This is a genomic window from Enterobacter sp. SM3, from assembly GCF_009811935.2.
Taxonomy (GTDB): Bacteria; Pseudomonadota; Gammaproteobacteria; order Enterobacterales; family Enterobacteriaceae; genus Enterobacter; species Enterobacter asburiae_D.
The window spans coordinates 3,802,442-3,824,094 of the sequence record NZ_CP099971.1 but is presented as its reverse complement, the minus strand read 5'-3'; the positions used below and the strand labels follow the sequence as shown (position 1 = coordinate 3,824,094).

22 protein-coding genes are annotated in these 21,653 nt (G+C 57.2%); 19 read left to right on the top strand and 3 right to left on the bottom strand.

Annotated elements, in window-relative coordinates; all coding sequences use genetic code 11:
- Positions 1 to 132 precede the first annotated feature (132 nt).
- A complete protein-coding gene (locus tag GVO84_RS17920) occupies positions 133 to 957 on the bottom strand; it encodes a MurR/RpiR family transcriptional regulator (RefSeq protein ID WP_159514812.1) in 825 nt (274 codons plus the stop codon).
- Between the two features lie 165 nt (positions 958 to 1,122).
- On the opposite strand from GVO84_RS17920, the gene GVO84_RS17915 reads away from it, so the two are divergent.
- From GVO84_RS17915 to queE, 3 genes are read left to right on the top strand one after another with little or no spacing between them, the layout of a single operon-like run.
- The gene (locus GVO84_RS17915; RefSeq protein ID WP_033146417.1) at positions 1,123 to 2,682 is read left to right on the top strand and encodes a PTS transporter subunit EIIC; all 1,560 of its coding nucleotides are present in this window, start codon (positions 1,123 to 1,125) and stop codon (positions 2,680 to 2,682) included.
- On the top strand, positions 2,682 to 3,389 hold the full coding sequence (locus GVO84_RS17910) for an N-acetylmannosamine-6-phosphate 2-epimerase (protein WP_033146416.1): 708 nt from the start codon (positions 2,682 to 2,684) through the stop codon (positions 3,387 to 3,389). Before GVO84_RS17915 ends, GVO84_RS17910 begins: the two co-directional genes overlap by 1 nt.
- 54 nt (positions 3,390 to 3,443) lie before the next feature.
- Positions 3,444 to 4,115 (top strand): 7-carboxy-7-deazaguanine synthase QueE, encoded by a 672-nt coding sequence (gene queE / locus GVO84_RS17905; RefSeq protein WP_023309006.1) that lies wholly within the window; start codon positions 3,444 to 3,446, stop codon positions 4,113 to 4,115.
- Positions 4,116 to 4,143: 28 nt separating this feature from the next.
- On the opposite strand, the gene queD is transcribed toward queE, so the two are convergent.
- Positions 4,144 to 4,506 (bottom strand): 6-carboxytetrahydropterin synthase QueD, encoded by a 363-nt coding sequence (gene queD, locus GVO84_RS17900; RefSeq protein ID WP_159514811.1) that lies wholly within the window; start codon positions 4,504 to 4,506, stop codon positions 4,144 to 4,146.
- Between the two features lie 306 nt (positions 4,507 to 4,812).
- On the opposite strand from queD, the gene cysJ reads away from it, so the two are divergent.
- The 3 genes from cysJ to cysH all read left to right on the top strand — a co-directional run bounded on the left by cysJ (position 4,813) and on the right by cysH (position 9,141).
- Positions 4,813 to 6,618 (top strand): NADPH-dependent assimilatory sulfite reductase flavoprotein subunit, encoded by a 1,806-nt coding sequence (gene cysJ, locus GVO84_RS17895; protein WP_159514810.1) that lies wholly within the window; start codon positions 4,813 to 4,815, stop codon positions 6,616 to 6,618.
- The gene (cysI, locus tag GVO84_RS17890) at positions 6,618 to 8,330 is read left to right on the top strand and encodes an assimilatory sulfite reductase (NADPH) hemoprotein subunit (protein WP_159514809.1); all 1,713 of its coding nucleotides are present in this window, start codon (positions 6,618 to 6,620) and stop codon (positions 8,328 to 8,330) included. Before cysJ ends, cysI begins: the two co-directional genes overlap by 1 nt.
- 76 nt (positions 8,331 to 8,406) lie before the next feature.
- The gene (cysH, locus tag GVO84_RS17885) at positions 8,407 to 9,141 is read left to right on the top strand and encodes a phosphoadenosine phosphosulfate reductase (protein ID WP_121424539.1); all 735 of its coding nucleotides are present in this window, start codon (positions 8,407 to 8,409) and stop codon (positions 9,139 to 9,141) included.
- A gap of 117 nt (positions 9,142 to 9,258) precedes the next feature.
- Here the strand turns inward: cysH and GVO84_RS17880 are convergent, their stop codons facing one another.
- Positions 9,259 to 10,302, bottom strand: coding sequence for an aminopeptidase (locus GVO84_RS17880; protein ID WP_159514808.1), 1,044 nt, complete (start codon positions 10,300 to 10,302; stop codon positions 9,259 to 9,261).
- Positions 10,303 to 10,539: 237 nt separating this feature from the next.
- On the opposite strand from GVO84_RS17880, the gene cysG reads away from it, so the two are divergent.
- The 13 genes from cysG to rpoS all read left to right on the top strand — a co-directional run bounded on the left by cysG (position 10,540) and on the right by rpoS (position 21,628).
- Positions 10,540 to 11,898 (top strand): siroheme synthase CysG, encoded by a 1,359-nt coding sequence (cysG, locus tag GVO84_RS17875; protein ID WP_029741543.1) that lies wholly within the window; start codon positions 10,540 to 10,542, stop codon positions 11,896 to 11,898.
- Between the two features lie 9 nt (positions 11,899 to 11,907).
- On the top strand, positions 11,908 to 12,816 hold the full coding sequence (cysD, locus tag GVO84_RS17870; RefSeq protein ID WP_006811770.1) for a sulfate adenylyltransferase subunit CysD: 909 nt from the start codon (positions 11,908 to 11,910) through the stop codon (positions 12,814 to 12,816).
- A 9-nt stretch (positions 12,817 to 12,825) separates the two neighbouring features.
- Positions 12,826 to 14,250 (top strand): sulfate adenylyltransferase subunit CysN, encoded by a 1,425-nt coding sequence (gene cysN, locus GVO84_RS17865; protein ID WP_126329619.1) that lies wholly within the window; start codon positions 12,826 to 12,828, stop codon positions 14,248 to 14,250.
- Entirely contained in the window at positions 14,250 to 14,855 is a 606-nt protein-coding gene (gene cysC, locus GVO84_RS17860) for an adenylyl-sulfate kinase (protein ID WP_159514807.1), read from the top strand. Before cysN ends, cysC begins: the two co-directional genes overlap by 1 nt.
- A 58-nt stretch (positions 14,856 to 14,913) precedes the next feature.
- Positions 14,914 to 15,240 carry a DUF3561 family protein gene (locus tag GVO84_RS17855; protein WP_008499610.1) on the top strand — a complete coding sequence of 109 codons (327 nt, stop codon included), beginning with the start codon at positions 14,914 to 14,916 and terminating at the stop codon, positions 15,238 to 15,240.
- 166 nt (positions 15,241 to 15,406) lie between these two features.
- The gene (gene ftsB / locus GVO84_RS17850) at positions 15,407 to 15,718 is read left to right on the top strand and encodes a cell division protein FtsB (RefSeq protein WP_008499609.1); all 312 of its coding nucleotides are present in this window, start codon (positions 15,407 to 15,409) and stop codon (positions 15,716 to 15,718) included.
- A gap of 19 nt (positions 15,719 to 15,737) precedes the next feature.
- Complete coding sequence (gene ispD, locus GVO84_RS17845; RefSeq protein ID WP_121424534.1) at positions 15,738 to 16,448, top strand: 2-C-methyl-D-erythritol 4-phosphate cytidylyltransferase; 711 nt, start codon at positions 15,738 to 15,740, stop codon at positions 16,446 to 16,448.
- Positions 16,448 to 16,927 (top strand): 2-C-methyl-D-erythritol 2,4-cyclodiphosphate synthase, encoded by a 480-nt coding sequence (ispF, locus tag GVO84_RS17840; protein ID WP_029741541.1) that lies wholly within the window; start codon positions 16,448 to 16,450, stop codon positions 16,925 to 16,927. The genes ispD and ispF overlap by 1 nt, the downstream gene beginning before the upstream one ends.
- Positions 16,924 to 17,973, top strand: a complete 1,050-nt coding sequence (gene truD / locus GVO84_RS17835; RefSeq protein WP_159514806.1) for a tRNA pseudouridine(13) synthase TruD — start codon at positions 16,924 to 16,926, stop codon at positions 17,971 to 17,973. The genes ispF and truD overlap by 4 nt, the downstream gene beginning before the upstream one ends.
- A complete protein-coding gene (gene surE, locus GVO84_RS17830) occupies positions 17,954 to 18,715 on the top strand; it encodes a 5'/3'-nucleotidase SurE (RefSeq protein WP_023308990.1) in 762 nt (253 codons plus the stop codon). The genes truD and surE overlap by 20 nt, the downstream gene beginning before the upstream one ends.
- The gene (locus GVO84_RS17825; protein WP_023333224.1) at positions 18,709 to 19,335 is read left to right on the top strand and encodes a protein-L-isoaspartate(D-aspartate) O-methyltransferase; all 627 of its coding nucleotides are present in this window, start codon (positions 18,709 to 18,711) and stop codon (positions 19,333 to 19,335) included. Before surE ends, GVO84_RS17825 begins: the two co-directional genes overlap by 7 nt.
- A 116-nt stretch (positions 19,336 to 19,451) precedes the next feature.
- Complete coding sequence (gene nlpD / locus GVO84_RS17820; protein WP_029741538.1) at positions 19,452 to 20,576, top strand: murein hydrolase activator NlpD; 1,125 nt, start codon at positions 19,452 to 19,454, stop codon at positions 20,574 to 20,576.
- Positions 20,577 to 20,635: 59 nt separating this feature from the next.
- Positions 20,636 to 21,628 carry an RNA polymerase sigma factor RpoS gene (gene rpoS / locus GVO84_RS17815; RefSeq protein ID WP_008499600.1) on the top strand — a complete coding sequence of 331 codons (993 nt, stop codon included), beginning with the start codon at positions 20,636 to 20,638 and terminating at the stop codon, positions 21,626 to 21,628.
- The last annotated feature ends 25 nt before the right edge of the window (positions 21,629 to 21,653 follow it).

Genomic DNA, 21,653 nt, shown 5'->3' with positions numbered 1-21,653 from the left:
ACTTAATTCAAAATGTAATAAATATAATAATTTGTTACACCAAACATTTACCAAATAAATGATTTAAACACCACTTAACTAAAATCAGACGACGTAGCTCGCAGGCTATTTTATTTAGCCTGCGAAGGATTTTTAGAGTAACAGCGGAAGCGTGGCGCTGGCGGTTTGTTGGCTAACGTCGCCGTAATGACCATCCAGCGCAATCATGGACGTGGTCAGCAGCTCGATCAGCAGCATCACCCCAACCTTAGCATTGAGTGCGCCTGCGCTAAGGGGTCCCTCTGGTTTGGCGGCAACCAGCTGCATGTCGCTCAGAGACGCCAGCGGGCTGCGGGGCGTATTGCTGAGTGCCAGAACCTTAACGCCGCGCTTGCGGGCAAGCTTCACCACGTGGAGTAAATCCCGCGTTGAACCCGAACTGGAGATGGCCACAACCAGCGTCTCTTTCGAAAGCGTTGTCGCATTCATGGCTGCGCGGTGCATATCGCTAAACAGCTGGGCGGGTTTGCCCAGCCGCAACAGCTTGTAATGCAGATACTCCCCGAGGATCGCGCTGGCCGCAACGCCATAAATCTGCACGGATTGCGCCTGGTGCAACGCCAGCGCCGCTTTTTCAAGCAGCGTGCGGTCGAGGAGTCGGGCGGTATCCTGCAAAGCCTGCACCGACTCATCCACGACGTTATCAATCTCATCCCCCGCCTGACGCGCGGGCTGGCCCTGCTGAATATCCAGCGCAAGCGCCATTTTAAATTCGTTATAGCCCTTGCAGCCCAGCGTCCGGCAAAGGCGCGTGACGCTGGCCTCGCTGGTGTGGCTCTCGCGCGCCAGTTCAGTGATCGTCAGGTAGAGCACCCGGGCAGGATCGCTGAGGACAAACTCGCCGAGTTTTTGTTGCGTTGGGCTGTACCCGGAAGCCTCCTGGCGGAGCTTCAGCAGCAGATTTTCATGGTCCGACATGCCACGTCCTTAATGTGTTTCGCTGCGACTAGTGTGGCGGAAAGGAGGGGAAAGATGCCAGTCATTTTGAAAAAGTATGATCGGCTTCCTGGTTTTTGATGATAATTTTCACGTAATAATATTTGTGTGGTAAAAATTTTCATCAATTAACGGGGAGATGAAAAAATGATGCAAATGTTCAGTGGCGCTTCTTCGGGGGGATGGTTTGAAAAAGCGCAGCGCTTTGGTAAATCCTTTATGTTGCCCATCGCCGTGCTGCCCGCGGCGGGTCTGCTGCTCGGGATAGGCGGCGCGTTATCCAATCCCAATACGCTGGCGGCTTATCCGTTTTTAGACGTGGGCTGGCTTCAGGCCATTTTCACCATCATGAGCAGCGCTGGTTCAATCGTGTTTGCAAACCTCTCGGTGCTGTTTGCAGTTGGGGTTGCCGTCGGGTTGGCAAAAAGCGATAAGGGCACGGCTGGGCTGGCAGCGCTGCTCGCGTTTCTGGTGATGAATGCCACCATCAACGCGCTGCTGATCCTCACCGGCAAACTGGCGCACGAGAACCCGGGCGCTGTGGGGCAGGGCATGACGCTGGGGATCCAGACGCTGGAAACCGGCGTGTTTGGCGGCGTGGTGATTGGTCTGGTGACCTGCACGCTCCATCATCGGTTTAATAAAATTGCGCTTCCGCAGTTCCTCGGGTTCTTTGGCGGCTCGCGCTTTGTTCCCATAATCAGCTCGCTGGCGGCGATACTTGTCGGCGCGCTCATGACCGTGGTCTGGCCGCATTTCCAGAAACTGATTTTTGGTCTCGGCGGGCTGGTGGATGCCACCGGTTATCTGGGCACCCTGCTGTACGGCTTCATTTTACGCATGCTGGGCCCGTTTGGTTTGCACCACATCTTCTATCTGCCGTTCTGGACCACCGCGCTCGGCGGCAGTGAGATTGTCAACGGTCACCTGGTTGAGGGCACACAGCGGATCTTCTTCGCCCAGCTGGCCGACCCGAACACGCAGCATTTCTATGAGGGCACGTCGCGCTTCATGTCCGGGCGCTTTATTACGATGATGTTTGGCCTGCTCGGCGCGTGTCTGGCGATGTACCACACGGCAAAACCGGAGAACAAAAAGCGCGTTGCCGGGCTGCTGCTCTCTGCGGCGTTAACCTCGTTCCTGACCGGGATTACCGAGCCTATCGAGTTCTCCTTCCTGTTTATTGCGCCGGTGCTTTACGTCATTCATGCGCTGTTTGACGGGCTGGCGTTCATGCTCGCACACATGCTGCATATCACCATCGGGCAAACCTTCTCCGGCGGTTTTATCGACTTCGTGCTGTTCGGCATTTTGCAGGGGGAGGCCAAAACCAACTGGATGTTCGTTCCGCTGGTTGGCGTGCCGTGGTTCTTCCTTTACTACTTCACCTTCCGCTACCTGATTAACCGCTTCGATTTTGCCACGCCGGGCCGGGAAAAGGAGGCGATGGCCAATGAGGTGACCTTCTCGCAGAGCGAGCGCGCCGTTGCGGTGATCGCTGGATTAGGCGGAAAAGAGAATCTGGAAGAGGTGGACTGCTGCGCCACGCGGCTTCGCGTCACGGTGAAGGACGGCAGCAAAGTGAATGACGCGGCGCTGAAAGCCACCGGCGCGCGCGGCGTTATCGTGCGCGGGAACGGTGTTCAGGTCATTTATGGCCCGCACGTCACGATTATCAAAAACGAAGTGGAAGAGATCTTATCGTAATGAAAACTGTACTGGATAACCTGAAGGGAAAACTGGTCGTCTCCTGTCAGGCGCTGGAGAATGAACCGCTGCACAGCCCGTTTATTATGTCGCGGATGGCGCTGGCGGCGGCGCAGGGCGGAGCCGCTGCCATTCGTGCCAACAGCGTGGTGGATATCGAGGCCATTAAACAGCAGGTCTCTTTGCCTGTTATCGGCATCATCAAACGGGATTACCCGGAAAGCGAGGTGTTTATCACCGCCACGATGAAAGAGGTGGATGAGCTGATGGCCGTCTCTCCGGAAATCATTGCGCTTGATGCGACGGCGCGGGAGCGTCCCGGTGGGGAATCCCTGGAAACGCTGGTTGCGCGCATCCGCTCACGCTACCCCTCGGTACTGCTGATGGCGGATATTTCCACCGTGGGCGAAGCCGTGACGGCGCAGGCGCTTGGCTTTGACTGCGTCGGTACCACGCTTTACGGCTATACGGCGGAAACGGCGGGCCATTCGCTTCCGGAGAACGACTGCGCGTTCCTGAAGGCCGTGCTGGCCGCCGTGACGGTTCCCGTGGTGGCCGAAGGCAACGTGGATACGCCTGAACGCGCGGCCAGATGCCTGGCGCTGGGCGCGCATACGGTCGTCGTCGGCGGCGCGATCACCCGTCCACAGCAAATTACCGAGCGTTTTATGGCGGCGATTGGCGCGCAAAGCACCGATGGAGCATGACCATCCGGCGGGGATCTGCGATACTTATCGTTTATCCCCTTTACTGAGATGACTATGCAGTACCCGATTAACGAGATGTTCCAGACCCTGCAAGGCGAGGGTTACTTTACCGGCGTTCCCGCTATTTTCATTCGTTTACAGGGATGCCCGGTTGGCTGTGCCTGGTGTGATACCAAACATACGTGGGATAAGCTCGCAGATCGGGAAGTGTCGCTGTTTAGCATACTGGCGAAAACCAAAGAGAGCGATAAGTGGGGCGCGGGCAGTTCAGAAGATCTGCTGGCCATTATTGGCCGTCAGGGCTGGACGGCGCGCCACGTCGTGATCACCGGCGGTGAACCCTGCATCCACGATCTGACGCCGCTGACCGAGCTGCTCGAAAAGAACGGCTACAGCTGCCAGATCGAGACCAGCGGCACCCATGAAGTGCGCTGCTCGCACACCACCTGGGTGACGGTATCGCCAAAAGTGAATATGCGCGGCGGATATGACGTGCTGTCTCAGGCGCTGGAGCGCGCGGATGAAATCAAGCACCCGGTAGGGCGCGTGCGTGATATCGAAGCGCTGGATGAACTGCTGGCAACGCTGACGGATGAGAAGCAGCGGGTGATTGCCCTGCAGCCGATCAGCCAGAAAGAGGATGCGACGCGCCTGTGCATTGAAACCTGCATTGCGCGCAACTGGCGCCTGTCGATGCAGACGCACAAGTACCTGAATATTGCCTAAAAAAAAGCCCGGTTTGCCGGGCTATTTTTTACTCTCCGCGATACACGCAGCCTGCCGTGCAGGTCTCTTTGATCATCACCGCGCTCAGCAGCGGTACCAGCGGCTTCATCTGATCCCAAATCCATTTCGCCAGCACTTCGCTGGTCGGGTTTTCAAGGCCCGGGATATCATTCAGGTAGTAATGATCCAGACGATTGTAGGTCGGCTTAAACGCCGCCTTCAGCTCGGCAAAATCCATGATCCAACCGGTATGCGGATCAACTTCACCGGTGATCTCAAGACGCACCATGAACGAATGCCCGTGCAGACGGCCGCATTTATGCCCTTCTGGGACATGCGGAAGGTGGTGGGCGGCTTCGAAGGTGAAATCTTTAAACAGTGTGGTGGACATGATCGCTCTCAGTAATGCGGAAAAAACCGCCGCATAGTACCGGAAAGCACAATTTTTAGCATTAACTAAAACGGCTCTGAAGCCTGGCGTCTCGTTAATGGGCATTTTTTGATGTTTTTATCGATAATTTTCAGAGGGTTAATTAATCGGTTTTATCGCTAAGTATGACAACTAAAACAGGTTAGTCCATTTGGTTATTTATTATTTCCATCCCTTCTTTAATTGTTATTATCCTCGCCGTTAACCTTATCTTCAGTTTGGATTTATTCGCTTAAAGTCCGCTTGGCTACTGGAACATAACGACGCATGACAACACAGGCCCCACCTTCAAATTTGCTTCCCCTGAACCCGGAGCAACTGGCGCGCCTTCAGGCTGCCACCTCTGATTTTTCTCCCACTCAGCTTGCCTGGGTCTCCGGTTATTTCTGGGGAATGCTCAATCAGCAGCCTGGCGCTGTGGCGGGTGCACCGGTAACGGCCGTTGAAATTCCGGCCATTACCCTGATTTCCGCCTCGCAGACGGGCAATGCGCGCCGCGTGGCCGAAGCGCTGCGTGACGACCTGTTGGCCGCCAAACTGAACGTGAACCTGGTCAACGCCGGGGATTATAAATTTAAGCAAATCGCGTCAGAAAAACTGCTGGTGGTGGTTGCCTCTACGCAGGGTGAAGGTGAACCCGCTGAAGAAGCGGTGGCGCTGCACAAGTTCCTGTTCTCGAAAAAAGCGCCGAAGCTGGATGGCACGGCGTTTGCCGTCTTTGGCCTGGGCGATACCTCCTATGAATTCTTCTGCCAGTCCGGTAAAGACTTCGACAGCAGGCTGGCGGAGCTGGGCGCGGAGCGCCTGCTGGACCGCGTTGACGCGGATGTTGAATACCAGACCGCCGCCGCCGAATGGCGTGCCCGCATCGTTGAGGTGCTGAAAGCGCGCGTGCCGAAAGAGACGTCGGCGCAGGCCGCGTTCACCGCGACGGGTGCCGTCAACGACATTCACACCAGCCCGTACACCAAAGAGGCGCCGCTGACGGCGAGCCTGTCGGTGAACCAGAAAATTACCGGCCGCGACTCGGAAAAAGACGTGCGCCATATCGAAATCGATCTCGGCGACTCTGGCCTGCGCTATCAGCCGGGCGATGCGCTGGGTATCTGGTATCAAAACGATCCGGCGCTGGTGAAAGAGCTGGTTGAGCTGCTGTGGCTGAAGGGTGACGAGCCTGTCACCGTTGACGGCAAAACCCTGCCGCTTTCAGAGGCGCTGCAGTGGCATTTCGAGCTGACGGTGAACACCCCGAATATCGTCGAAAATTATGCCACCTTAACGCGCAGCGAATCCTTGCTGCCGCTGGTGGGCGACAAAGCGAAACTGCAGCATTACGCCGCGACGACGCCAATTGTCGATATGGTGCGTTTCTCTCCGGCTCAGCTGGATGCCGATGCGCTGATCGGCCTGCTGCGTCCGCTGACCCCGCGCCTGTACTCTATCGCCTCTTCGCAGGCCGAAGTGGAGAGTGAAGTGCATGTTACCGTCGGCGTGGTGCGCTACGACATCGAAGGCCGCGCCCGCGCGGGTGGGGCATCAAGCTTCCTGGCCGATCGCGTGGAAGAAGAGGGCGAAGTGCGCGTCTTTATCGAGCACAACGACAACTTCCGCCTGCCTGCGAATCCGGAAACCCCGGTTATCATGATTGGCCCTGGCACCGGCATCGCGCCGTTCCGTGCCTTTATGCAGCAGCGCGCGGCAGATGAAGCGCCGGGTAAAAACTGGCTGTTCTTCGGCAACCCGCACTTTACCGAAGATTTCCTCTACCAGGTTGAGTGGCAGCGCTATGTTAAAGAAGGCGTACTGACCCGCATCGATCTGGCCTGGTCCCGCGACCAGAAAGAAAAAGTATACGTACAAGACAAACTGCGCGAACAGGGCGCAGAGCTGTGGCGCTGGATCAATGACGGTGCCCACATTTATGTCTGCGGCGACGCCAATCGCATGGCGAAAGACGTTGAGCAGGCGCTGCTGGAAGTGATTGCCGAATTCGGCGGTATGGATGCCGAAACGGCGGATGAATTTTTAAGTGAGCTGCGCGTTGAGCGCCGTTATCAGCGAGATGTCTACTAATGAGCGAAAAACATCCTGGCCCACTGGTGGTCGAAGGCAAACTGACTGATGCCGAGCGCATGAAGGTAGAGAGCAACTACCTGCGCGGTACCATTGCCGAAGATTTGAATGACGGTCTGACCGGCGGTTTCAAAGGCGACAACTTCCTGCTGATCCGCTTCCACGGTATGTACCAGCAGGACGATCGCGATATCCGCGCCGAACGCGCTGAACAAAAGCTGGAGCCGCGTCATGCGATGCTGCTGCGCTGCCGTCTGCCGGGCGGGGTAATCACCACCAAACAGTGGCAGGCGATCGACAAGTTCGCGGGTGAAAACACGATTTACGGCAGCATCCGCCTGACCAACCGTCAGACCTTCCAGTTCCACGGCATTCTGAAGAAGAACGTGAAGCCGGTGCACCAGATGCTCCACTCCGTCGGGCTGGACGCGCTGGCGACCGCCAACGACATGAACCGTAACGTGCTCTGCACCTCGAACCCGTATGAATCCGAACTGCACGCCGAAGCGTACGAGTGGGCGAAGAAGATATCTGAGCACCTGCTGCCGCGCACGCGCGCCTATGCAGAGATTTGGCTCGATCAGGAAAAAGTCGCGACCACGGACGAAGAACCGATCCTTGGCCAGACCTATCTGCCGCGCAAGTTTAAAACTACTGTCGTGATCCCGCCGCAGAACGATATCGATCTGCACGCCAACGACATGAACTTCGTGGCGATTGCCGAAAACGGCAAGCTGGTCGGCTTTAACCTGCTGGTGGGCGGCGGCCTGTCCATTGAGCACGGTAACAAGAAAACCTATGCCCGCACCGCGAGCGAGTTCGGCTTCCTGCCGCTGGAGCACACGCTGGCCGTGGCGGAAGCGGTAGTGACCACCCAGCGCGACTGGGGTAACCGTACCGACCGTAAAAACGCGAAAACCAAATACACCCTGGAGCGCGTGGGCGTTGAGACGTTCAAAGAGGAAGTGGAGCGTCGTGCAGGCATCAAGTTTGAGCCGATCCGCCCTTACGAATTCACCGGTCGCGGCGATCGCATCGGCTGGGTGAAGGGTATCGATAATAAATGGCACCTGACGCTGTTTATCGAAAACGGCCGTATTCTGGATTATCCGGGCCGTCCGCTGAAAACCGGTCTGCTGGAAATTGCTAAGATCCATAAAGGCGAGTTCCGCATTACCGCTAACCAGAATCTCATCATTGCCGGCGTGCCGGAGAGCCAGAAGGCGAAGATCGAGAAGCTGGCGCGCGATCACGGGTTAATGGATGCCGTTAAACCGCAGCGTGAGAACTCGATGGCCTGCGTGTCGTTCCCGACCTGCCCGCTGGCGATGGCCGAAGCGGAACGTTTCCTGCCGTCATTCACTGACAAAGTGGAAGCAATTCTGGAAAAACACGGCATTCCGGACGAGCATATTGTTATGCGCGTCACCGGCTGCCCGAACGGCTGCGGTCGCGCGATGCTGGCCGAGCTGGGTCTGGTCGGGAAAGCGCCGGGTCGCTATAACCTGCACCTGGGCGGTAACCGTATCGGCACGCGTATTCCGCGTATGTTCCGCGAGAACATTACCGAGCCGGAAATTCTTGATTCCATTGACGAGCTTGTCGGGCGCTGGGCGAAAGAGCGCGAAGCGGGTGAAGGCTTCGGCGACTTTACGGTGCGTGCGGGCATCATTCGCCCGGTGCTCGATCCCGCAAGGGATTTCTGGGAGTAACATCCCGACGGTTTTACAGATTTTGTAGGCCGGGCAAACGCAGTGCCGCCCGGCAAAACAGGCAAACGAGGTTCTTATGTCCGTACTCGATCTAAACGCCCTTAATGACCTGCCAAAAGTCGAACGCATTCTTCAGCTTTCAGAAACCAATGCCCACCTTGAAAAGCTGGACGCCGAAGGGCGCGTGGCGTGGGCGCTGGAAAACCTGCCGGGAGACTATGTGCTGTCGTCGAGCTTTGGTATTCAGGCGGCGGTCAGCCTGCATCTGGTGAATCAGATCCGTCCGGACATTCCGGTGATCCTCACCGATACCGGCTACCTGTTCCCGGAAACCTACCAGTTTATTGACGAGCTGACGGACAAGCTCAAGCTGAACCTCAAAGTTTACCGCGCGACGGAAAGCGCGGCCTGGCAGGAAGCGCGCTACGGTAAGCTTTGGGAGCAGGGCGTTGAGGGCATTGAGAAATACAATGAGATCAACAAAGTTGAGCCGATGAACCGGGCGCTGAAAGAGCTCAATGCGCAGACGTGGTTTGCGGGCCTGCGCCGCGAGCAGTCCGGCAGCCGTGCAACCTTGCCGGTGCTGGCGGTCCAGCGCGGGGTGTTTAAAGTGCTGCCGATTATCGACTGGGATAACCGGACGGTGTATCAGTACCTGCAAAAACACGGGCTGAAGTACCATCCGCTGTGGGACCAGGGCTATCTGTCGGTGGGCGACACCCACACCACGCGCAAATGGGAACCGGGAATGGCGGAAGAAGAGACGCGATTCTTTGGGCTGAAACGCGAGTGCGGACTGCACGAAGGATAATCCTTTATCCTCCCCCTCACCCTAACCCTCTCCCCAAAGGGGAGAGGGGATTGCTCGGAGCCGTCTTTTCTCCCTCGCCCCTTTGGGGAGAGGGCAGGGGTGAGGGGAAAATAAGCACTAGGCTTTCCCCGCTTTCGCCAGCTCCTTCACCAGCGGCAGCATCACCTTCACCACATCACGGCTGCGGTGCTCAATCCGCTGCGGCAGCGCGCTATCAATGTGCTGCTGATTATCCAGCATCACGTTGTGCCAGCTTGTCCCGTCCGGGAAGGCCTTCGATTTAGCCCGCTGCTGATAGCCATCTTTCTTGCCCAGTGCCCAGTTTGTCGCTTCCACGTACAGCACCGGAATGCCTGCCTTATCGAACACTTCCCCGTCGTTGCAGCAGCCTGTTCCTCGCGGATAACCCGGGTTACCGCCGGGGTTGCTGGTGGCATAAACGCCATGGCTGCGGGCAATCGCCAGCGCGCGGTCGCGCGTCAGTTTCCGCACGGTACCCGGCGTACTCTGCCCGCTGTTGAAATAAAGCTTATCGCCGACGATCAGGTTGTCGAGGTTGATCACCAGCAGCGTATTTTTCTTCTCCTCAGCGCTCATACGTTTAAGGAGATTCTCAGCGCCGAGTTTGCCCTCTTCTTCACCGCTGGTGGCCACGAAACGAATGCCATACTGGGTTGGAATATCCTTCATCCGCTCGGCCAGTTCGAGCATCACGCCCAGGCCCGCCGCGTTGTCGTCCATGCCCTGCAGCGTCAGCCCGCCGAGGTTGTTATCCGTATCGGCATCGCTCAACGGGGCGTAGGTATCAAGGTGCGCCATAATAATAATCTGTTCAGCCGCGCTACCTTCATGCGCCGCGATAACCGTACTGCCGGTCACGTTATGCCAGTTTTTCGTTTTATTTCGTGAGGTATAGACGTAGCGGCTGTGAAACGCGCGGATATCGCTCTGGTAGCCCATGTCGGCAAACTGCTGGCGAAGATAGTCCGCGGAGAGCATTTCCGCAGGCGAACCGGTCATGCGGCCAGGAAAGACAGTGGCAATATGCCGCGCCTGCAGAGTGGCGATTTCACCATAAGGTTGGTTTTTTGCCTGAGCCGGAAGAATAAAGCAAACGCCGAGCGCCAGGGCAGCAATACGGTGGCGCGTTGCGGAAAACATAGTGAGTCCTTAAAAACTGAGCAAAATAATAACCCGCTTAGTATGAAACTGTGATCGTCCATACACAATTTGAATTGCTCTTAAATGCCCGAAATTTCGCGTGTTAAGCACTTTTTGGTATTAGCTTTTTCGCGGCGTTATTCCATTGAGTAACTACTCATTCCAATTCGTAATTTCATTCGGTCTAAGCCGCCCCCTATAGTCCCTTTATTCCTCGTTGTTAGTGAGTTGTTGCTTGTGGACTATCTGCCCTTATTTGCCGCGATAAAAGAGAAGCCGGTGCTGGTTGTAGGCACGGGTGAAATTGCCGATCGCAAAATCGCGTTTCTGCAACGCGCAGGGGCGCAGGTGCGGGTAGTAGCAGAAGCGGACTTTGACGAATCACAAATTGACAGCGTAGTGCTGGTGATTGCGGCGACCGAAGATCGCGACCTGAACCGACGGATTTCCGACGCCGCTCAGGCCCGTTACCGCCTGGTGAACGTGGTGGACGACCAGCCATTATGCTCGTTTATCTTCCCGTCGATCGTTGACCGTTCGCCGCTGCTGGTGGCGATCTCCTCCGGCGGTACCGCACCGGTGCTGGCGCGCGTGCTGCGTGAAAAAATCGAAGCGTTGCTGCCGACCAGCCTCGGGCGCATGGCGGAAAAAGCCAGCTTCTGGCGTAACCACCTGAAAACGCGCCTGACCAGCGTGACGGAACGCCGTCGCTTCTGGGAACGCGTGTTTCGCGGCCGCTTTGCCAGCCTGATGCATGCCGGCAATGAGACGGCGGCGCAGAAAATCCTCGAGGACGAACTGGATAACCCCGGCAGCACGGGCGGGGAGATCATTCTGGTAGGGGCAGGGCCGGGCGATGCCGGGCTTCTGACGCTGCGCGGCCTGCAGGTGCTGCAGGACGCGGACGTGGTGTTCTACGACCATCTGGTCACCGACGGCGTGCGCGAGCTGATCCGTCGCGACGCGGAGCAAATCTGCGTCGGCAAACGGGCTGGCGAGCACTCGGTGCCGCAGCACGACACCAACCAGATGCTGGTTGACGCCGCCAAAGCGGGTAAAACCGTGGTGCGCCTGAAAGGGGGCGATCCGTTTATCTTCGGTCGCGGCGGCGAAGAGCTGCAGGCGGCAGCCGAAGCGGGCGTACCGTTCCAGGTGGTGCCCGGCATTACGGCGGCCTCTGCGGTAACGGCCTACGCCGGTATCCCGCTCACCCACCGCGATTATGCCCAGAGCGTGACCTTTGTGACCGGCCACTACAAGGCCGACAGCACGCCGTTCGACTGGTCGCATCTCGCCCAGAGCCGCCAGACGCTGGCGATCTACATGGGAACGATGAAGGCGGCGGACATCAGCGAACAGCTTATTCAGCACGGTCGCGAGGCGACGACGCCCGTTGCCGTCATTTCTCGCGGCACGCGCGTCGATCAGCACGTTGCGACGGGCACGCTGGAACATCTTGCAACCCTGGCGAAAGACGCCCCGATGCCCGCCCTGATCGTGGTGGGAGAAGTGGTGCAGCTGCACAGCACGCTCGCCTGGTTCCAACACACAACCGATACAGAAGGCTTTGGTTCTTCTGTTGTAAATTTGGCTTAAGGAACGGTTATGGACCAAAAACGTCTTACACACCTGCGGCAGCTCGAAGCGGAGAGTATCCATATCATCCGCGAAGTGGCCGCCGAGTTTTCTAACCCGGTGATGATGTATTCCATCGGTAAAGATTCCAGCGTCATGCTGCATCTGGCGCGTAAAGCGTTTTATCCGGGCACGCTGCCGTTCCCGCTGCTGCACGTGGATACCGGCTGGAAATTCCGCGAAATGTACGAGTTCCGCGACCGTACTGCGAAGGCCTACGGCTGCGAGCTGCTGGTGCATAAAAACCCGGAAGGGGTGGCGATGGGCATTAACCCGTTCGTGCACGGTAGCGCCAAGCACACCGATATCATGAAAACTGAAGGACTGAAGCAGGCGCTGAATAAATACGGTTTTGACGCGGCCTTCGGCGGCGCGCGCCGTGACGAAGAGAAATCCCGCGCCAAAGAGCGTATCTACTCCTTCCGCGACCGCTTCCACCGCTGGGATCCGAAAAACCAGCGTCCGGAGCTGTGGCACAACTACAACGGTCAGATCAACAAAGGCGAAAGCATTCGCGTCTTCCCGCTCTCCAACTGGACCGAGCTGGATATCTGGCAGTACATCTATCTGGAAAACATCGAAATCGTTCCGCTGTATCTGGCCGCCGAGCGCCCGGTGCTGGAGCGTGACGGCATGCTGATGATGATCGACGACGATCGCATCGACCTGCAGCCGGGTGAAGTGATCAAAAAACAGATGGTGCGTTTCCGTACCCTCGGCTGCTGGCCGTTGACCGGCGCGGTGGAGTCCAGCGCGCAGACGCTGCCGGAGATCATCGAAGAGATGCTGGTGTCCACCACCAGCGAGCGACAGGGGCGCGTGATTGACCGCGACCAGGCAGGCTCCATGGAGCTGAAGAAACGTCAGGGTTATTTCTAAGGAGCCGCCATGAATACCACTATTGCTCAACAAATTGCCAACGAAGGCGGCGTGGAAGCGTATCTGCACGCGCAACAACACAAAAGCCTGCTGCGTTTTCTGACCTGCGGCAGCGTGGATGACGGGAAAAGTACCCTGATTGGCCGCCTGCTGCACGATACGCGCCAGATTTATGAAGATCAGCTCTCTTCCCTGCATAACGACAGCAAGCGCCACGGCACCCAGGGCGAAAAACTCGACCTGGCCCTGCTGGTGGACGGCCTGCAGGCGGAGCGCGAGCAGGGCATCACCATCGACGTGGCCTACCGCTACTTCTCTACCGAGAAGCGCAAATTTATTATTGCCGACACCCCGGGGCACGAGCAGTACACCCGTAATATGGCGACCGGCGCGTCCACCTGCGACCTGGCGATCCTGCTGATGGACGCGCGTAAAGGCGTGCTGGATCAGACCCGTCGTCACAGCTTTATCTCGACGCTGCTGGGGATCAAACACCTGGTGGTGGCGGTCAACAAGATGGATCTGGTGAACTTCAGCGAAGAGAAGTTCGAGGAGATCCGCCAGAGCTACCTGACCTTTGCCGAACAGCTGCCGGGCAACCTGGATATTCGCTTTGTACCGCTCTCGGCGCTGGAAGGGGATAACGTCGCCTCCCAGAGTGCGAACATGCCGTGGTACAGCGGCCCGACGCTGCTGGAGGTGCTGGAAACCGTTGAAATTCAGCGCGTGGTCGATACCCAGCCGATGCGCTTCCCGGTGCAGTACGTGAACCGTCCAAACCTCGATTTCCGCGGCTTCTCCGGCACCCTCGCGTCAGGATCCGTGAAGGTGGGTCAGCGCGTCAAGGTGCTGCCATCCGGCGTGGAATCGACTATCGCCCGCATCGTCACCTTCGACGGTGACCTGCAGGACGCGGGCGCCGGTGAAGCCGTAACGCTGGTGCTGAAAGACGAAATTGATATCAGCCGCGGCGACCTGCTGGTCGACGCGCAGGAAACGCTGGCGGCAGTGCAGGGCGCGTCCGTGGACGTGGTGTGGATGGCCGAACAGCCGCTGACCGCAGGCCAAAGCTATGACATCAAAATTGCCGGTAAGAAAACCCGCGCCCGCGTGGACGGTATTCAGTTCCAGGTAGATATCAACAACCTGACCCAGCGTGACGTCACCGAGCTGCCGCTGAACGGCATTGGTCTGGTCGATCTGACCTTCGACGAACCGCTGGTGCTGGATCCGTATCAGCAGAACCCGGTCACGGGAGGGCTGATCTTTATCGACAGGCTGACCAACGTTACCGTCGGGGCCGGTATGGTACGCGAACCAATTAAACAGGCTGCCGCGACGTCTGAATTCAGCGCCTTCGAGCTGGAACTGAACGCGCTGGTGCGTAAACACTTCCCGCACTGGGGCGCACGCGATCTGCTGGGAGGCAAGTAATGGCAGCCCATGATGATAACGTCGTCTGGCATCCTCATCCGGTGACCGTCGCCCAGCGCGAACGGCTCCACGGTCACCGTGGGGTTGTGCTGTGGTTTACCGGGCTGTCCGGCTCGGGTAAATCAACGGTGGCGGGTGCGCTGGAAGAGGCGTTGCATCAGCAGGGCGTAAGCACGTACCTGCTGGATGGCGACAACGTGCGTCACGGCCTGTGCAGCGATTTAGGGTTTAGCGACGATGACCGCAAAGAGAACATCCGCCGGGTGGGCGAAGTCGCCAGCCTGATGGCTGACGCCGGGCTGGTGGTGCTGACCGCGTTTATCTCTCCGCACCGCGCCGAGCGCCAGATGGTGCGCGAACGCGTGGGCCAGGATCGCTTTATCGAGGTGTTTGTCGATACGCCGCTGGAGATTTGCGAAGCGCGCGACCCGAAAGGGCTGTACAAGAAAGCGCGTGCCGGAGAACTGCGCAACTTCACCGGAATTGACGCGGTCTACGAAGCGCCTGAATCGCCTGAGATTCACCTGGAAGGTCAACAATTGGTAACAAATTTAGTAAGCCAATTATTAGACCTGCTCAGACGGGACGATATTATCAGATCCTGAGACGGTATCGTTCGGGAGCTGTCTTCCCGAACGATGAGTCACGGTCACAGGATTAGCTATGCGCAACAGTGAACATTACATCACCACCACCGGGTCGGAGCCGCTCGCGACCGACGACGAAACGACCTGGTCATTTCCTGGGGCCATCATTGGCTTCGTCTCATGGCTGCTGGCGCTTGGCATTCCGTTTCTCATCTACGGCGGCAACACGCTGTTCTTCTTTCTTTACACCTGGCCTTTCTTTCTGGCGTTGATGCCCGTGGCGGTTGTCGTCGGGATTGCGCTGCACTCTCTGCTCAACGGTAAGCTCCTCTACAGCACCGTGGTCACGATTGTGACGGTGGTTCTGATGTTTGGTCTGTTATTTTTGTGGCTCATGGGCTAACTTCAGCCATAATTCAAACCGTAACCAACTGTGTAACGATATTGTGCAGGACGATTCTGCGGAAAAAATGTGGTACATTTGCCCGCGATGTTGCGGCATCTCTGTTACCCCGGCGTAGTGCTCTGGGGAAGTCTTGGGATGATGATGCCGTTTTTCAGGGGGCAGGATGGGTAAACTAACGCTGCTGTTGCTGGCTTTGCTAATCTGGCTGCAATATTCGCTGTGGTTCGGTAAGAACGGACTGCACGACTATAGCCGGGTGAGCGATGACGTCGCGGCTCAGCAGGCAACAAACGCCAAACTTAAGGCGCGAAACGATCAACTCTTTGCTGAAATTGATGACCTCAATGGCGGGCAAGAGGCGATTGAGGAACGCGCACGCAATGAACTCAGTATGACTAAGCCGGGCGAAACCTTTTATCGTCTGGTTCCGGATGCGTCTAAACGCAATCAGGGCTCAGCACAAAACAATCGATAATCAGGCCCAGGATTACGACATGGCAGTAACTTTTTCGGACGTATGCGCCGTGGTGCCGGCCGCAGGTTTTGGCCGGCGCATGCAGACAGAATGTCCCAAGCAGTACCTCTCTATTGGCGATAAAACGATCCTCGAGCACGCCGTGGCGGCGCTGCTGGCGCACCCGCGGGTGACGCGAGCGATCATCGCTATCAGCCCTGGCGATGCGCGCTTCGCGCAGCTGCCGCTGGCAAATCATCCGCAGATTACCGTCGTTGACGGTGGCGCCGAGCGCGCCGATTCCGTGCTGGCGGGCATTCAGGCCGCCGGAAACGCGCCGTGGGTGCTGGTGCATGACGCGGCGCGTCCTTGTCTGCATCAGGACGATCTTGCGCGCCTGCTGGCCCTGAGCGAAACAAGCAAGGTTGGCGGGATTCTGGCCGCGCCGGTGCGCGACACCATGAAGCGCGCCGAGCCGGGCAAACAGGCTATCGCCCACACCGTCGATCGCGTCGATTTATGGCACGCGCTGACGCCACAATTTTTCCCCCGCGAATTACTCCACGACTGCTTAACGCGTGCGCTTAAAGAAGGTGCGACCATCACGGACGAAGCCTCTGCGCTGGAATATTGCGGTTTCCACCCTGAGCTTGTTGAAGGACGCGCTGATAATATTAAAGTGACGCGTCCGGAAGATTTACAGCTCGCGGAATTCTATCTTACCCGTTCGACCCATCAGGAGAAGGCATAATGCGAATTGGACACGGTTTTGATGTACACGCCTTTGGCGGAGAAGGCCCAATTATCATTGGCGGCGTGCGCATTCCTTATGAAAAAGGACTGCTGGCGCATTCTGATGGCGACGTGGCACTGCATGCGCTGACCGACGCGCTGTTGGGCGCTGCCGCGCTGGGTGATATCGGCAAGCTGTTCCCGGACACTGACCCGGCATTTAAAGGGGCGGACAGCCGCGAGCTGCTGCGCGAAGCGTGGCGCCGCATTCAGGCGAAAGGCTACACCCTCGGCAACGTCGACGTGACGATTATTGCCCAGGCCCCGAAAATGCTGCCGCACATTCCGCAGATGCGCGTGTTTATTGCAGAAGATCTGGGCTGCCATATGGACGACGTGAACGTCAAAGCGACGACGACCGAGAAGCTGGGCTTTACCGGGCGTGGTGAAGGGATTGCCTGTGAAGCCGTAGCGCTGCTGCTGAAGGCGAGCAAATGACGGACTTCGACAACCTGACATACCTGCACGGTAAACCGCAGGGGAACGGGGTGCTAAAAGCCAGCCCGGAAGATTTCCTCGTGGTGGAGGATCTGGGCTTTGAGCCGGATGGCGAAGGTGAACATATCCTGGTGCGTATTCTGAAAAATGGCTGCAATACCCGCTTTGTGGCCGATGCGCTGGCAAAATTCCTCAAAATTCATGCCCGCGAAGTGAGCTTTGCCGGGCAGAAAGATAAACACGCCGTCACTGAACAGTGGCTCTGCGCGCGCGTTCCCGGCAATACGATGCCTGATTTAAGCAAATTTGAGCTTGAAGGCTGTAAGGTACTGGAGTTCGCCCGCCACAAGCGCAAGCTGCGTCTGGGGGCACTGAAGGGGAACGACTTTACGCTGGTGCTGCGTGAAGTGACCGATCGCGATGACGTTGAGAAGCGTCTGAGCGCGATTCAAGAGCTGGGCGTACCGAACTACTTTGGCGCGCAGCGCTTTGGCATTGGCGGCAGCAACCTGCAGGGGGCGCTGCGCTGGGCGCAAAGCGATGCACCGGTGCGCGACAGGAATAAACGCAGTTTTTGGTTGTCGGCGGCCCGCAGCGCGTTGTTTAATCAGATTGTGAGCGAAAGGCTGAAAAAACCGGACGCGAATCAAGTTGTTGTTGGCGATGCGCTACAATTAGCGGGACGCGGAAGCTGGTTTGTGGCAACGGCCGAAGAAATGGCCGATGTGCAATCGCGCGTGGACGCAAAAGCGCTGATGATTACCGCCGCGCTGCCCGGTACGGGCGACTGGGGAGCACAGGGCGACGCGCTGGCCGCCGAGCAGTCAGCCGTAGCGGATGCGCCAGAATTGCAATCCTTGCTGGTGCGGGAAAAAGTCGAAGCGGCACGCCGCGCGATGCTGCTCTATCCGCAGCAGTTAAGCTGGAACTGGTGGGATGACGTAACCGTCGAGTTACGCTTCTGGCTACCGGCAGGTAGCTTTGCCACCAGTGTTGTCAGGGAACTTATCAACACCTCGGGTGATTATGCGAATATTGCTGAGTAACGATGACGGGATCCACGCGCCGGGTATTCAGACCCTGGCGAAACACCTCCGTGAATTTGCGGATGTGCAGGTCGTGGCACCCGATCGTAACCGCAGTGGAGCGTCTAACTCTCTGACGCTGGAGTCGTCGCTTCGCACCTTTACCTTTGAAAATGGCGATATTGCCGTGCAGATGGGTACGCCAACCGACTGCGTTTTTCTGGGCGTGAACGCGCTGATGCGTCCGCGTCCGGATATCGTCGTCTCCGGCATTAACGCCGGTCCTAACCTCGGCGATGACGTGATTTATTCCGGTACCGTGGCGGCCGCAATGGAAGGGCGCCATCTGGGGTTCCCGGCGCTGGCGGTCTCGTTAAACGGCCACACGCACTACGACACCGCCGCCGCGGTGACCTGCTCGATCCTGCGGGCGCTCGGCCGCGAGCCGTTGCGTACCGGGCGCATCCTCAACATCAACGTGCCGGATCTTCCTCTTGATGAAATTAAAGGCATTCGCGTCACCCGTTGCGGAAGCCGACATCCTGCCGATCAGGTGATCCCGCAGCAGGATCCTCGCGGCAACACGCTTTACTGGATTGGCCCTCCCGGCGATAAGTGCGATGCGGGTCCGGATACCGACTTTGCCGCCGTAGATGAAGGCTATGTTTCGGTTACCCCGCTGCACGTAGATTTAACCGCGTATAGCGCGCATGATGTGGTGTCGGGCTGGCTGGATCGCGCAGGAGTGAACGCGCAATGGTAAACAAACGTGTACAAACTCTTCTGGAACAACTCCGCGCGCAGGGGATCCGCGACGAGCACGTGCTTGAAGCGCTTGCTCAGGTTCCGCGTGAGAAATTTGTAGACGAGGCGTTTGAACACAAAGCGTGGGAAAACGTAGCGCTGCCCATCGGGCAGGGGCAGACGATTTCGCAGCCTTACATGGTGGCGCGCATGACGGAGCTGCTGGAGCTGACGCCCGACTCCCGCGTGCTGGAGATCGGCACCGGGTCGGGGTATCAAACCGCAATCCTGGCGCATCTGGTTCATCATGTATGCTCCGTTGAACGGATTAAAGGTTTACAGTGGCAGGCGCGTCGTCGCCTGAAACAACTTGATTTACATAATGTTTCGACACGACACGGTGATGGATGGCAGGGTTGGAAGGCGCGCGCGCCGTTTGACGCGATCATCGTGACGGCGGCCCCGCCTGAAATTCCTGCAGCCCTGTTGTCGCAGCTGGATGAGGGGGGCATTCTTGTTCTGCCTGTCGGGGACGAGCAGCAGCTTTTGAAGCGCGTTCGTCGGCGCGGCGGCGAGTTTATTATCGACACCGTGGAAGCCGTGCGCTTTGTGCCTCTGGTAAAGGGGGAGTTGGCCTGAGACTCGGAATTATCCAGGGTTATTAAGGCAAATTCAGCGTATGGTGTGGCGCGAAAGATTCGTGCCATCACGGTAAATTTTAAGTCACTGGTAGTTAACACATTCCTGGGGGATAAATGAGCGCGGGAAGCCCTAAATTCACCATCAGCCGTGTTGCGGCATTATCACTGGTTTCGCTCTGGCTGGCAGGCTGTACAAGTTCTAACAACGCGCCTGCGCCCGTCAGTTCTGTCGGCGGAAACAGCGGCTCGGGTAACACGTCCAGCGGAATGTTGATCACACCTCCGCCTAAAATGGGTACCTCTACGGCGCAACAAAATCCGCCAATTCAGCCGGTTCAGCGTCCAATGACGCAGCCGACTCAAATTCAGCCAGTGGAACAGCCTGTTCAGACCCAAAATGGCCGCATAGTCTATAACCGTCAGTATGGGAACATTCCGAAAGGCAGCTATACCGGTGGCAGCACCTATACCGTGAAACGCGGCGATACGCTGTTCTATATTGCGTGGATCACCGGGAACGATTTCCGTGACCTCGCGCAGCGCAATAACGTCCAGGCCCCGTATGGTCTGGAAGTTGGGCAAACGCTCCAGGTGGGCAACGCAACGGGTACGCCGCTTACGCCTGGCAACACCGTTTCAGCGGCCGATGTGACGGCTCAAAATAACAGCGTTAAGCCTGCACAAAAATCCACCACGGTGGTTGCTTCACAACCTGTAATTACGTATTCTGAGGATTCAGGTGATCAGACTGCTAACAAAATGTTGCCGAATAATAAAGGGACTGCGACTGTTGTCACAGCACCGGTAACGGCACCTGTGGTTAGCTCTACTGAACCGACTGCCAGCAGTATGACCTCCAGTTCGCCAATCTCTGCATGGCGCTGGCCAACTGACGGCAAGGTTATCGAGAACTTCTCTTCCTCCGAGGGGGGAAATAAAGGGATCGATATCGCAGGGAGTAAAGGACAGGCTATCATCGCGACCGCAGACGGACGCGTTGTGTATGCCGGTAACGCTCTGCGCGGTTACGGTAATCTTATTATCATCAAACATAACGATGATTACCTGAGTGCCTACGCCCATAACGACACAATGCTGGTCCGGGAACAACAAGAAGTTAAGGCGGGGCAAAAAATCGCTACCATGGGTAGCACCGGAACCAGTTCTACACGCTTGCATTTTGAAATTCGTTACAAGGGGAAATCCGTAAACCCGCTGCAGTATTTGCCGCAGCGATAATTTGACGGGGCATGCCAGCCAGGGTGTCTCGTTCAGGGATCACGGGTAGGAGCCACCTTATGAGTCAGAATACGCTGAAAGTTCATGATTTAAATGAAGACGCGGAATTTGATGAGAACGGAGTAGAGGCTTTTGACGAAAAAGCCTTAGTAGAAGAGGAACCCAGTGATAACGATTTGGCTGAAGAAGAGCTGTTATCGCAGGGCGCCACACAGCGTGTACTGGACGCGACTCAGCTTTACCTTGGGGAGATTGGTTACTCCCCACTGCTAACGGCCGAAGAAGAAGTCTATTTCGCACGTCGTGCTTTGCGTGGTGATGTGGCCTCGCGTCGTCGCATGATTGAAAGTAACCTGCGACTGGTCGTGAAAATTGCCCGCCGTTACGGCAATCGTGGTCTGGCTCTGCTGGATCTGATTGAAGAGGGCAACTTAGGTCTCATCCGCGCAGTTGAGAAGTTTGACCCGGAACGCGGGTTCCGTTTCTCAACCTACGCGACCTGGTGGATTCGTCAGACCATCGAACGGGCTATTATGAACCAGACCCGTACGATCCGCCTGCCGATTCACATCGTCAAAGAGTTGAACGTTTATCTGCGCACCGCGCGCGAGTTGTCCCATAAACTGGACCACGAGCCAAGCGCAGAAGAAATTGCCGAACAACTCGATAAACCGGTTGATGACGTAAGCCGTATGCTGCGTCTCAACGAGCGCATTACCTCCGTTGACACCCCGCTGGGTGGCGACTCCGAAAAAGCGCTGCTGGACATCCTGGCCGATGAAAAAGACAACGGCCCGGAAGACACCACGCAGGACGATGACATGAAGCAGAGCATCGTCAAATGGCTGTTCGAACTGAACGCCAAACAGCGTGAAGTGCTGGCACGTCGTTTCGGTTTACTGGGGTATGAAGCTGCGACACTGGAAGACGTCGGCCGCGAAATTGGCCTGACCCGTGAACGTGTTCGTCAGATTCAGGTTGAAGGTCTGCGCCGCCTGCGTGAAATCCTGCAGGGGCAAGGTCTGAATATCGAAGCGCTGTTCCGCGAATAAGCAACCTTTCGTCAAAAAAGGCCCG